Origin of the sequence: Vibrio sp. E14, assembly GCF_020515785.1 — a bacterium.
Lineage (GTDB): Bacteria > Pseudomonadota > Gammaproteobacteria > Enterobacterales > Vibrionaceae > Vibrio > Vibrio diabolicus.
On the sequence record NZ_JAHPJI010000001.1, the window covers coordinates 1,139,541 to 1,152,774 of the forward strand.

11 protein-coding genes are annotated in these 13,234 nt (G+C 45.3%); 1 reads left to right on the plus strand and 10 read right to left on the minus strand.

Annotated features, from left to right (window positions below; translation table 11 throughout):
* Window positions 1-45: 45 nt before the first annotated feature.
* On the minus strand, window positions 46-1,506 hold the full coding sequence (locus LIX84_RS04870; protein ID WP_139059843.1) for an aldehyde dehydrogenase family protein: 1,461 nt from the start codon (window positions 1,504-1,506) through the stop codon (window positions 46-48).
* A 72-nt stretch (window positions 1,507-1,578) separates the two neighbouring features.
* Window positions 1,579-1,977 carry a RidA family protein gene (locus LIX84_RS04875; protein WP_005375789.1) on the minus strand — a complete coding sequence of 133 codons (399 nt, stop codon included), beginning with the start codon at window positions 1,975-1,977 and terminating at the stop codon, window positions 1,579-1,581.
* Window positions 1,978-2,131: 154 nt separating this feature from the next.
* On the opposite strand from LIX84_RS04875, the gene LIX84_RS04880 reads away from it, so the two are divergent.
* Complete coding sequence (locus LIX84_RS04880; protein ID WP_226420781.1) at window positions 2,132-3,022, plus strand: LysR family transcriptional regulator; 891 nt, start codon at window positions 2,132-2,134, stop codon at window positions 3,020-3,022.
* Window positions 3,023-3,127: 105 nt separating this feature from the next.
* Here the strand turns inward: LIX84_RS04880 and LIX84_RS04885 are convergent, their stop codons facing one another.
* From LIX84_RS04885 to LIX84_RS04920, 8 genes are all read right to left on the minus strand, one after another.
* The gene (locus tag LIX84_RS04885; RefSeq protein ID WP_226420782.1) at window positions 3,128-4,513 is read right to left on the minus strand and encodes an FAD-binding oxidoreductase; all 1,386 of its coding nucleotides are present in this window, start codon (window positions 4,511-4,513) and stop codon (window positions 3,128-3,130) included.
* 527 nt (window positions 4,514-5,040) lie between these two features.
* Entirely contained in the window at window positions 5,041-6,144 is a 1,104-nt protein-coding gene (locus LIX84_RS04890) for an NADH:flavin oxidoreductase (RefSeq protein ID WP_226420783.1), read from the minus strand.
* Window positions 6,145-6,899: 755 nt separating this feature from the next.
* Window positions 6,900-7,820, minus strand: coding sequence for a heme o synthase (gene cyoE, locus LIX84_RS04895; protein ID WP_031780178.1), 921 nt, complete (start codon window positions 7,818-7,820; stop codon window positions 6,900-6,902).
* A complete protein-coding gene (gene cyoD, locus LIX84_RS04900; protein WP_012842490.1) occupies window positions 7,781-8,092 on the minus strand; it encodes a cytochrome o ubiquinol oxidase subunit IV in 312 nt (103 codons plus the stop codon). The genes cyoE and cyoD overlap by 40 nt, the downstream gene beginning before the upstream one ends.
* Window positions 8,092-8,682 (minus strand): cytochrome o ubiquinol oxidase subunit III, encoded by a 591-nt coding sequence (gene cyoC / locus LIX84_RS04905; RefSeq protein ID WP_226420784.1) that lies wholly within the window; start codon window positions 8,680-8,682, stop codon window positions 8,092-8,094. Before cyoC ends, cyoD begins: the two co-directional genes overlap by 1 nt.
* Window positions 8,672-10,708, minus strand: a complete 2,037-nt coding sequence (gene cyoB / locus LIX84_RS04910) for a cytochrome o ubiquinol oxidase subunit I (RefSeq protein ID WP_226420785.1) — start codon at window positions 10,706-10,708, stop codon at window positions 8,672-8,674. The genes cyoC and cyoB overlap by 11 nt, the downstream gene beginning before the upstream one ends.
* Before the next feature lie 5 nt (window positions 10,709-10,713).
* Window positions 10,714-11,595 carry a ubiquinol oxidase subunit II gene (cyoA, locus tag LIX84_RS04915; protein ID WP_005388604.1) on the minus strand — a complete coding sequence of 294 codons (882 nt, stop codon included), beginning with the start codon at window positions 11,593-11,595 and terminating at the stop codon, window positions 10,714-10,716.
* A gap of 790 nt (window positions 11,596-12,385) precedes the next feature.
* Window positions 12,386-13,144 carry an SDR family oxidoreductase gene (locus LIX84_RS04920; protein ID WP_005390975.1) on the minus strand — a complete coding sequence of 253 codons (759 nt, stop codon included), beginning with the start codon at window positions 13,142-13,144 and terminating at the stop codon, window positions 12,386-12,388.
* Window positions 13,145-13,234: the final 90 nt, after the last annotated feature.

Here is a 13,234-nt window from a genome sequence, read left to right on the forward strand (position 1 = left end):
GCCTTTCAGTGTGGGTAGCTGACACCAGCAGCTACCCTGCTGTTCTTAGTAAGGGCGCTGATAAGCGGTTTTCACCACGGTGTAGAACTCTTTGGCGTACTGACCTTGCTCACGAGGACCAAAGCTAGATTCTTTACGGCCACCAAATGGGACGTGATAATCCGTACCCGCGGTTGGCAAGTTAACCATGACGCAGCCCGTTTGGACTTGCTGTTTGAAGATCGCGCTATTGCGCAAGCTTTGCGTGATAATGCCGCCTGTCAGGCCAAAGCGCGTATCGTTCGCAACTGCAATTGCCTCATCCAGATCAGAAACGCGAATCACGCTTGCCATTGGTGCAAAGACTTCTTCTTGGTTCACTTCCCAGCTGTTTTGTGTGTTCAAGAACAGGGTTGGTGACATGTAGTAACCGTCATGCTCTAGGCTCAGACGCTCACCACCGAAAGCCAGCTCTGCGCCTGCTTGGCGTGCGTTTTCAATCCACTCAAAGTTTGCATTCAGCTGGTTACCATCAACAACAGGGCCCATGAATACGCCCTCTTCCAGTGCGTGACCCACTTTAAGTTCGCTCATGCGTTTGATTAGCGCTTCAACATACGCGTCGTGAATTCCGTCCATAACCACAAGACGAGAAGACGCGGTACATTTTTGACCTGCACCCGAGAATGAGCCTGCGATTGTGGCTTCAACGGCAATTTGAATGTCTGCATCATCTGCCACTACGAGCGCGTTTTTACTGCCCATTTCTAGCTGACAACGCACAAAGTTTGGTGCCGTTGCCGCCGCTACTTTACGGCCTGTGTCCACAGAACCTGTGAAGCTAACGCCGTTCACGTCTTTCGAATTGATAAGGGTATTACCAACTTGCGAACCGCTACCCAAAACGAGGTTAAACGTGCCAGCAGGTAAACCTTGGCGATGGATAATCTCAGTCAGTGCCACGGCACTTGCTGGGGTTAGGTTGGCAGGTTTCCAGACGACACTGTTGCCAAACGCAAGTGCTGGCGCAATTTTCCAAGCCGCTGTTGCTGTTGGGAAGTTCCAAGGAGAGATAATGGCGATAACGCCGACGGCTTCGCGAGTAACTTCAACGGAGACACCTGGACGGACGGAAGCAGCGTTATCGCCAATTTGACGCAGAACCTCAGCAGCAAAGTATTGGAAGAATTGGCCAGCACGGTAAATCTCACCTCGACCTTCAGCAAATGGTTTACCTTCTTCACGCGAAAGCAAGGTGCCCAATTCGTCACATCGTGCAATGAGCTCATCACCAATCGCTTGCAGCACTGCCTGTTTTCGCTCGATTGGTGTACTTTCCCACTCTGGCTGCGCTGATTTAGCCGCTTGAATCGCTTGCTCTACTTGCGACACACTCGCTTGTGCGAAATCACCAATGTTTTCGCTGATATCAGAAGGGTTAATATTGGCGATGGTGTCCATGCCCGATTGCCATTCACCTGCTATATAGAGGGATTTTTCTGCTTGAACATTGTTAATAAAAGTCATGGTTCTTTCCTTGTTCTTCCGATTTGTGATGGCAAGCCACCCACTCACTGATCTCAATTATTCTTGTTGGATTTATTCTGGTTGGCTTGCCGACGCATAGACGACAAACTCCACCAACATTTCTTCTCGTGCTAACCCTGCAACCACCATGGCGGCGCGATTTGGGTACGGCGCTTCAAAATATTCCGCGTACACTTGGTTAACGGTTTTTAAGTATTCTCTGTCGGTCACGTAAATCAGGACCTGCAATACAGAGTCCAAAGACTCCCCTGCACACTCCAGGGTGTGAATTAGATTGTTAAAGGTTTGGCGTGTTTGTGCTTCGATGCCGCCTTCCACAACCGCGCCTGTGTCATCAATAGGAATTTGAGCCGTATACAGGGTTCCATTGTTGACTATCGCCCATTCAAGCGGCGCTTTAGAAGCAAATAGACTGGTTTTAACTGGGTGCTTTTTAGTAGGAGTATTCACGTGCCTTCAACCTTTGTAACGGCTTTGTTTCAATATGGTTAAATGATGCACATTGACAGGCGATAAATCTAACGGTAAATTTTTTACATTTGATAAAGAAAACTTATCACTTCGTTGAGAATAACGTAAATAAAGGGATTAAGAGGCATTAGGGATGAGTATTAAGCTTCAACAATTAATGCATTTTGTGATGGTAGTCGAGGAAGGTGGGTTTCGAGCCGCTTCACATCGTGCAAATCGATCTCAGGCTGCGCTCTCCACGTCGATAAAAGAGCTAGAGAAAATGCTAGGACAAACGCTGTTTGAACCCGGCAACAAAACCAAATTAACGCCTTTTGGTGAGATTTGTTTGCCCAAGGTGGTTCAGTTTCTCAATATCTACAGTGCGCTGGACAACGATCTCAAAGCTGCCGCGGCCGGACAGCAAGGGAGAGTGCGAATTGCGAGCGTTCCTTCTGTTGCAGCGAAACTCATCCCGAGCGTGTTGGGTGCCTTTTGCGAGCAGTATCCAAATGTAGAAGTAAGCTTGATAGACGATAATGCCGCTGGCGTCGAGGCTCGCCTACTCTCCGGTGAGGTCGACTTAGCGCTCGGTAACCCCTCTCACCTCGATGAGGGCGGCATTGACTTTACGCCGCTGTTAGCCGATCCAATAGGCGTGGTGTGTTTAAAGGACAACCCTATTGCGAGTCATCCAGAAGGAATCGAGTGGCAAACTTTGTTGGAACAACCCTTTATCCGTAACGGCACTTGTACACTTCTCGATCCAACCCCAGCAAGAGCTCTGAGTGAGCAAGCGCTCTATTCGGTCGAAAATATTACTTCGCTGTTTTCTGTCTTAGAACTTGGGATTGGTGTCACGACCCTACCGAAGCTTGCTTTCCCGACCAATGAAACACGCTTGGTTTGGATCCCGCTTATCGATCCACCGCTTGAAAGGCAAATTGGTATCTTTACGTTGACCGACCGCACGATCTCGCCTCAAGCAAAAGCGTTTCATGATTTGTGTGTACGTTATCTAAACTATCAAGATGAAGAGACGTAGTTCGAAGGTTTTAGCTAACAGTGGCTCCATTAGATTTTAGAGCCACTGTTATTTGATATTAAGTGACAGCTCCCGTCTTATGAAATGACGACGCTCTTATTGCACTTATTCTGGCTTGATATTCTGATTCATTCTGAACAAGTTATTTGGATCAAACTTCTTCTTCACTGCTTGTAAACGCGCAAAGGTTGGACCGTAGGCAGACTCTGTACGTTCAGCTTCGTCTTGTGTAAGGAAATTGATATACGCTCCGCCACTTGCATAGGGCTTAGTCTTGGCAAAAAATGCCCTTGCCCAGCTGATGCAAGCTTCATCATCTTCTGCTAAATCCCATCTTCCATGCACATTTAATACATAGTTTGCATCACGGCTAGAATAAGCCATAGACTCGGGTTCAGGTCTAGAGGCAGCGCAGCCAAGAGAGGCGATAAAAATCTCACACTGAGGCGATGGTAACTTACCTGCGTATTCTATCGCTGCATCAATCACACCTTCGCTTAGCGAGTTAAAATTGTGCGATTTCCAATAGTTACGTGCGCCCGGAGTAAGCAATGGATCAAACGCTTGCTGCCACGCCGCAAATGGCTGTACACCAACATGCTCACCATGTGCATCACCAAACTCTCTCAACGGTGCAATTAACTTCTCACCTTCAGCCGGGTCACCCGCATAACATATCGCGAGTACAACCACTTCTTTTCCGTGAACGCTTTCAGGTAAGAATGGGAGTGGCGGCGCTTTCCGACTCACCATCCAGACACTTAGATCATCAGGGGCCGACTCAGTGAATTTCGCAAACTGGGTGATAATGGATTTCGCTTGCTCAAATGGAAAGACAATGAGACCACTTAACACCTCTGGACCGACAGGATGTAGCTGGAATTCAAAACGCGTAACGATACCAAAGTTACCGCCGCCCCCACGTAACGCCCAGAATAAATCGGCATTTTCTGTCTCATTCGCGAGCAGTTGACGACCATCTGCAGTTACGACATTTGCAGAGACCAAATTGTCTATCGTCATACCATATTTTCGGCTCAACCAACCAAAACCACCGCCAAGCGTTAACCCCGCAATTCCCGTGGTTGAATTAATGCCGACAGGCGTTGCTAATCCATATTTTTGTGTGGCCTCATCGACATCAGCCAACGTACAGCCAGGTTCAACGAAAGCCCTTCTTTCGCTTTCATCCACTTGAACATGATTCAAAAGTGACAAGTCGATCATCACACCATGATCGCAAACCGCATTGCCCGCAATATTATGCCCACCACCTCGGACCGAAAGTAGCTGATTGTTATCCCGAGCAAAGTTAACCGCCATCACGACATCATCGGCAGACTTGCAGCGAGCGATAACACCGGGACTGCGATCTATCATGCCATTCCAGATTTGACGAACTTCGTCGTACGTAGGATCTCCGGGCAAAACAACATCACCCTGAAATTGATTTTTAAAGTGTTCAATGGTTGCATTTTCTAGACTATTCATATTAGTTGCCTCTCACGTTTTACATGAGGCTTGCAAAGCACAATGCAACGACAAGCTAATACAAGTCCCTCACAATTAAACGTGACGTTTGAGTAGCTATTTTCAGAAAATAAACAAGGCCCCACATTAACTATACCGTAGGGTCACAAATTCCCTTACTCTCTTGGGTTCGATAAAGCTGAAACACAGTTATAAAAATCAGATAGTTATCGCAATGATACCGCACCTCAAAACACCTTCTGTATTCTTTACCCTGTGTGACACTCGCACCTAATTATTAATAAGTTCATTGTAAGTTTAGAATGCAATTTAGTTTCAGATATGAAACTTTGTCTTATAATTAATATTTTTAATAATTAATTATATTACCTTTATTTATCAATTAAATAGGATTATAAAAATATTTCGGACTGCGAATAGTGAATAGCCGTTAGAGGCAGTGATATTGAATTAAATTGAATAGCCTTCTTAGTGTTTTAGAAGACTATTGCGCTATTTATCAATGATATACCGCCACTTAAGGTGAGTTATTTACGACGATTTCGGTTCTTATACACCACGCAAAAGTTACCACGTTTGGTTCGGCATTTTGAGCAGCGCTCGCAATCCACTGGCGCTCGATTACCCTCTTTCCAGCGCTTTATTAACTGAGGCTCAGCCAATAAAGGACGTGACACAGCGAAAAATTGGATATCTGTGTTTTCTGCAATTTTCTCAATCGCATCAATGTCACTCAACCCGCCGACAGTAATCACCGGGACGCTCACATCTTGACTGATCACATGTCCATATTCGTGAAAATAGCCTTCTTCTTGTAGTGTATAACCATCGAACATTTCACCAACAAGCTCGTTTGCTTTGCCGTGAATATTGCCAGACACGATGATCGCATCAACGCCCACTTCTTCGAGTTTCTTACAAACGACGCGAGTTTCATCGAACGTTAAACCGCCGTCAAAGAATTCTGTCGCGGTAAGCTTCACAAGGATTGGAAAAGTATTCCCAACCAGCTTTCTGGTTTCAGAAAAAATTTCTAAAAGGACACGCATGCGATTTTCTAAGCCACCACCGTATTCGTCTTCGCGACGATTATAGTACGGGCTTAAAAACTGGTTAATTAAATAAGTGTGCGCCGCATGAATCTCTACGCCGTCAAAACCAGCGTCTTGAGCACGTTTACTCGCCAATGCGAATGCCTTTACGATGTAGTCGATTTCGTCCTTTGTCATCGCTTTGCCTTGCGTATTTGTACCACGCTCAGGCACGTCACTCGGAGCGAAGATGACACGCTCACCGACGTTGTAGGTGGTTTTGGTGCCACCGTAAGCAATTTGCATCACGATTTTAGAATCGTGTTGATGTACTAGCTCTGTTAGCTTTTTGTATTCTTCAATAAAAGAGTCGTTGTAGATCCCCATCATCCCAGCGTTGGGTTTCTCTTCTTCCACGATATTGGCATAACCCGTGACAATAAGCCCAACTTCCCCTTTCGCAAGCGTTTCGTAAATATCGTAAAGCTTATCCGTCATGTGGCCATCTTCAGTCGCCATGTTCTCCCACGTTGCGCTGCGCACAAAACGGTTCTTTAGGGTCATGTTGCCAATGCGGGCTTCGGAAAACAAAATGCTCAAAACCAGTCCTCTCAATGTTGTCTTTATGGTTCTATCTTTTCCCAAGTAACCAAGAACAAAAAAGGAACAGCGATACACAACGTATGGCTGTTCCTTCTCTGAATCCGTGAGACCTGCAAACTACAGGCGCACCTTAATGCCTCGTGGGTGGCAAAACTTTAATCTGGATTAAGGTTTAGTGAGATAAGCTTGTAAGCAAAGCAACTCGGCCGATTTCTCAGTTTACCTTCACTCTACATTCCGGGGGTAAGATCTTTTCTTTTTCGAATGAGACTTCACAATCAACAAGAACGCTTCCTCCCCCATGTAGGTAAAAGTAATCAAGCACGAAAAATACTTTATTATCACGCTCTCCATACTCTTCTACAAAAACGCCAGCACTCTGGTTGAAATCCAGTTTTTCATTATCTATGAGACATGGAGGAAACTCGAAATACATCATTTATTTCATAATCTGAACGATTAATTGTATCAACTTCAATCACTGGATTAATCTCCATGTTGTGGATAATAAGCCTAACAAGAGTACCTCCAATACGATAAGTTTCCACGGAGCTAACCGAGGACGGAACTTGGGCTAATACGCATGAAGACATTGCAACAATTGAAAGAAGAGTAAAACGACGAAACATGAACCACGACCATAGTAAAAAGGGATAATCATATTATCTCTTTTAGGCATGAATTCGAGTCTAGCAAAGCATGTAGCTCTCAGCATGGGAGCTACATGGAAGTGATATTAAAGAATTTCAAACTCAATAAATAAATGGCAACGGAATAAGCTCTAATCCTAGTACACCACTGATCCCCATCACCACTAGCAGTGAGACTTTAAACACCGACTTTGACCAAGCGATGTAGTTGCTGTCATCAATGCTACGAAAGGTCACTTTCGTCCACATAAAGCAAACGACCGCCGCAACCGCTAAGTATTCATACCCAGCTTCACCAAGTAAAAATAACCCCAACGATACGGCCCCAAACGCCACGACATACGCTTTCATGTGTCGATGCGCTTTATGAATGCCCTCTTTAACTGGTAATACGGGAATCCCGGCTTCTCGGTAGTCTTGCATGCGGAACATGGCAATCGCGTACGAGTGCGGCATTTGCCAGAGACAGAACATGGTAAAGAGTAAAATCGCTTCCAAGCTAATAAAGTTTGTTACCGCTAAATAACCCACTAATGGCGGGACTGCACCTGAAATACTTCCCACTAAGGTTCCATACACCGAGTTACGTTTGTACCACATCGTGTAAAAGAACACGTAATACACGTAGCCAAGCAAAACGACGACAGCGGATAGTGGGTTCACTCGGATAAATAACAGTGCGGTGCCTACCAGCAATAAAGCAAGTGCATAAACAAACGCAATATCGATATTGATGTTGCCTTTCACTGTTTCACGATTTCGTGTACGTGCCATCTTTTGGTCGATATCACGATCGAAAATATTATTCACCACACAACCTGAAGCGATGACTAACCCCACACCAACTAACGTTGTAACGAACAACATTAGACTGGCTGGTTCTGTTTTTGCGGCGAGGAAGAACCCCGCCGCAACAGAAATCAGGTTGCCGAAAATAATGCCCGGTTTGGTGATAGACAAATAACTTTTCAGCATACCTTGGCCTACAACTTCATGTTGACGTTCATGTTGTAGATGATCCATACCGAGCCAGCGATAAGGATAAGTACAACAATGGCGGTAAACATCAGTGATACAAGGTTCCAACGTCCGTCGGATGTTTTTGTTTCCATGTGCAAGAAGTATTTGAAGTGAACAAATATCTGCACTAATGCACATCCAAATAGAATCGCATAGGTTGTTGTATCTGGTAATGATTTCGTCCAAACAAAGTAGAACGGAATTACCGTCAGAATCAGTGAGGCAATAAAGCCTTTCACGTAATCTGACGCACTGGTTTCTACATGTTGATCCATTACATTACCCCCAGTAAGTAAACGATGGTAAAGACACAAATCCAAACGATATCTAGAAAGTGCCAAAATAGGCTTAAGCAGTTAAAGCGCATTGCCATATTGTCGTTCAGACCTTTCGTCGACAGTTGGTGATACGCTACCGCTAACCAAATCAGACCAAAGGTTACGTGTAGGCCGTGCGTACCAACCAACGTAAAGAATGCCGATAAGAACGCACTTGTTTGTGGGCCATAGCCTTCTTCAATCAGGTGATGGAACTCATAGACCTCCATACAGATAAAGCCAAGACCAAGCGCGAACGTTACTAACATCCAACGTTTGAGACCAGCAACGTTGTTGCGCTTCATCGCAATAATGCCAAAACCAAATGTGATACTGCTAAACAGCAGCAGCATGGTTTCGACAAACACGAATGGCAGTTCGAAAATGTCTTTACCTGTTGGGCCCGCAATTGAATTGCTCGACAGCACAGCGTATGTCGCGAACAAGGTCGCAAACAGTACGCAGTCACTCATCAGGTAAACCCAGAAACCAAATAGCTTGTTGCCATTCGTGTCATGGTCGTGATGTGCTGCGATATTAGTTTGCATACGTCACCTCCAGATCATCTTTACTTTCGCTGTCTTTCACTGAGTTTTTCTTCGCTTCTTCAAGCTGAGCTCGACGCTCGGCCTCAATTGCTTTGATCTCTTCAACTTCCACGTAGTAATCCACGTCATCGTTGTAGCTGTGCTGAATACACGTCACGATAATACCGACCAAACTTGCTGCCGCTAGCCACCAGATGTACCAAATCATGCCGAAGCCAAATAGGAGCGACCAAGCCGACACGTAGATGCCTGTTGCCGTATTTTTTGGCATATGAATACGTTCGTACTCCACTTCTTTAGTTGGATCGAACTCGCCACTTTGTTTCTGGTACCAGAAGGCATCCAGCACATCACCTTTTGGCAGGTGCGCAAAGTTGTAGAACGGCGGTGGAGACGATGTTGCCCACTCAAGAGTTCGACCACCCCACGGATCACCATTTAGGTCACGGTTTTGCTCGCGGTCACGGATACTCACGTAAATTTGGATGAACTGAGACAATACGCCCAGCGCAATCACAACCGTACCTGCTGCGGCAATCGACAACAGAGGGAAGTATTCAGGGTTGATGTCTTGGCTTAAACGACGAGTCATACCCATAAAGCCCAGCGCGTAAAGCGGTAGGAACGCCATTAAGAAACCAATAATCCAAAGATAGAACGCACGTTTGCCCCAAGTTTCATTCATGGTGAAACCTGTCGCTTTCGGGAACCAGTAAGTGATCGCAGCGAAACATCCAAACACCACACCACCGATGATAACGTTGTGGAAGTGAGCAATCAGGAATACTGAGTTATGCAGAACAAAATCTGCGCCCGGAACAGCCATTAGTACGCCTGTCATACCACCAACAGTAAAGGTGATCAGGAAGCCCACCGTCCACATCATTGGCGTCGTAAAGCGGATGCGGCCTTTGTACATGGTGAATAGCCAGTTGAAGATCTTCACCCCAGTTGGGATAGAAATGATCATCGTGGCAATACCAAAGAAGGCATTTACGTTCGCGCCAGACCCCATCGTAAAGAAGTGGTGTAGCCAAACGACAAACGCAAGAATCGTGATAACTACGGTAGCCCAAACTAGCGATGTGTAACCGAACAACTTTTTACGTGAGAAGGTTGCGGTGACCTCTGAGAACACACCAAAAATTGGCAAGATCAAAATGTACACTTCTGGATGGCCCCAAGCCCAAATCAGGTTGACGTACATCATTACGTTGCCGCCAAGATCATTGGTAAAGAAGTGCATGCCTAGGTATCTATCCAGCGTTAGCAGAGCGATAGTCACCGTTAGGATTGGGAATGAAATGATGATCAAAATGTTTGCACACAGAGACGCCCAAGTGAAAACTGGCATCTTCATCATTGGCATAGACGGTGTACGCATACGCAAAATGGTCGCGAAGAAGTTCACGCCTGTTAACGTCGTACCGACACCTGATATCTGCAGCGCCCAAATCCAATAGTCGACCCCGACTCCTGGGCTGGCCTCAATACCTGAAAGCGGCGGATACGCTAGCCAGCCGGTGCGACCAAATTCACCTAAGCCGAGAGACATGTTTGTTAGAATGACACCAACAACAAACAGCCAGAAGCTCAAGTTATTCAGATACGGGAAAGCTACGTCACGCGCACCAATCTGTAATGGCACGATGATGTTCATCAGACCAATAACCAATGGCATCGCTACGAAGAAGATCATGATCACGCCATGGGCAGTAAAAATTTGATCGTAGTGATGCGGTGGCAAGTAACCTGCTTCACCCGCAGAAGAAAGGAGTTGCTGACTACGCATCATGACTGCGTCAGCAAAACCACGAACAAGCATCACCATCGCTACTGCGATGTACATGAAGCCAAGTTTTTTATGGTCTACTGAAGTAAACCATTCATTCCACAAATATTGCCACTTTCCGGCTTTAGTTACCGCGTAAACTACGGCTAAACCAACCAGCGCCACAACCGCTAAGGTGATGACGATAATAGGTTCGTGGAATGGAACTGAATCAAGAGTTAATCTTCCAAACATTACGATTATCCTTGGTTTTCAGGCAAACAGTTCATTGAACCAGGATGCTGAGTCACAACGTCGGTGAACAAGAACGGAGGAACGCTAGAGAACAAAGTGACTGGCTCTGCGATACTTGGCGCTGCCAGTGAGCTGTATTGCTCCCAATCTTCAATACGATCAGGGCTCGCCTTCACTTTCTGCACCCAATTTAGGAACGCAGCACGATCAGACATTGCAGAGGCTGTGAACTTCATTTGCGAAAAGCCTTCGCCGCTGTAGTTCGATGCAAAACCCTTGTAGTCACCTTCGTGGTTCGCTATCAGGTTGAGCTTGGTAACCATTCCTGGCATCGCGTAGATCTGTGTACCTAAGCGAGGGATGAAAAACGCGTTCATGATGTTGTCCGAAGTCAGTTTGAACTGCACTGGCACATCTTTCGGGAACGCCACATAGTTCACCGTCGCAATGTTTTCTTCTGGATAGATGAACAACCATTTCCAATCGAGTGACACCACTTCGATGGTCATTGGCTTAACATCACTTTCCAATGGTTTGGAGGGCTCTAGTTCATGAGTCGAACGCCATGTGATCGTCGCAAGAATCGCAATGATGATGATTGGAATTGTCCATACCACCACTTCGATTTTGGTCGAGTGTGACCACTCGGGTGCGTACTCTTCTTCAGTGTTAGAGGCGCGGTATCGGTAAGCAAAGTAAATCGTCATTAGAATCACAGGGATTACAACGATCAACATCAGCAAAAGAGCAGTAATAATTAGCTCTTTTTCCTGCACACCAATGGCACCTTTGGGGTCAAGTAAAGCTGAATTACATCCCGAGAGCATAAGTATGACGGACGCCAAACTTCCCCTCGACAAGATGCGTTTATATCTTGAGGCTTCCATTAACTTTCTCGATGGTTGTCTGGTTTCAAAGCCAATGCCAATCACAGTAAATAAGAGCTCAGAAACAGCGCAGGGGAATGTTTGATAAAAAGGCAAAAATTTTGATAAGTATTTATTCTACTTACAAATTTTTCAGCGCCGTTATCAAGCATCTTAACCAGCTAGAATGAACAATTACTTGCTACGATTGGTATCAAGCTAAGAACCAGTTGTTATAGTCATTAGAATGTTTATGTGTTGAGCATGAGTAACGTCGGGATCAGAGCGAAACAAAACGGAATTGAGTGGAGATCAAAACCACACTATTAGTGTGAGTTTATTGTTACACTTTGAAACACAATGTTACATTTGGCGCATTATGAGGAGTAAAAAGTTAAAGCTCATTAGCCACAACTGGAAACTAACCTTCCATTAATGAAACTCACACTCTTTCAATAGGACATTAACCTCAACACGAACTTCACGTGCTTCAAAGTTAATGTCTTTTGAAACAGACAGTTGCAAATTCATTTTGATGAGACTGACTATCAACTGCATTTACATAGATAGCTTGAGTACGAAGGGGAAATTAAAAGTGGAAAATTGTGATCAATATCAAATTAATGATTTCACTTAGTATTTGAGTGGTATTTACTTCTCATTATTTACTTTTGGCAAACCATTCGCAGGGCGAATCCAAATATGAGTAATAAACACTTACGTTACCCAGAACTGGCTCTCGGAAAAATAGGAAATGTTGAAAGGGAAAGAAGCTTGTCATTCCGGTCTGTGGGACCTAACCCTAGAGCTTTTACATACGAATGCCTCCATCCACTTCTAAAACTCTGCCAGTAAAGTAATCACTCTCAAGAATGTATTTTACTGCATGCGCGATTTCACTTGTTTCACCCATCCTTCCAATTGGGATCATCTTTTCTAGCCGTTCTATGGCTTCTGGTTTCATTTGCTCTGCCATCGCGGTATGTACCACACCTGGTGCAATCGCCGCCGCGCGGATACCGTATCTTGCTAACTCACGGGCCCACGTTGTCGCCATGGTTGCGACCGCCGCTTTAGACGCAGAATAATTGGTTTGACCGATATTCCCTGCTCTCGCGACACTAGAAATATTGATGATAACGCCTTGTGAGCCGCTCTCAATCATCTTGACGGCAGCTTCACGCCCACACAAAAATGTCCCCGTAACGTTGACGTTCATGACCAAATTGAATTGATCCAAAGACATCTTACTGATCACGCCGTCTTTTGATTTTACAAGTAACCCATCTCTTAGCACGCCAGCGTTATTGACTAGCCCATTGAGTTGGCCAAAATCTTGGATAACCGCTTCAAACGTGTTTTCAACATCGATTTCGCTCGTTACATCCACTTGATAAGTCAACGCTTTTGCGCTCAGCATTCGGCACTGCTCTTGTGTTTCCATTAAGCCGCTAGCGTTTACATCTAATAACGCTAAATCTGCACCGGCTTGAGCAAGCGTAATTGCCATCATTTGCCCAAGTCCCTGCCCTGCACCTGTAATGGCAATGACACTATTTTTAATATCCATAGTTACTGCACTCCGTCGCTAATAATGTTCCCTATTTCAAGCCTGTTTAGGAGGTCCGAAATGATGAGTTTTACTTCACCATTTCAGACG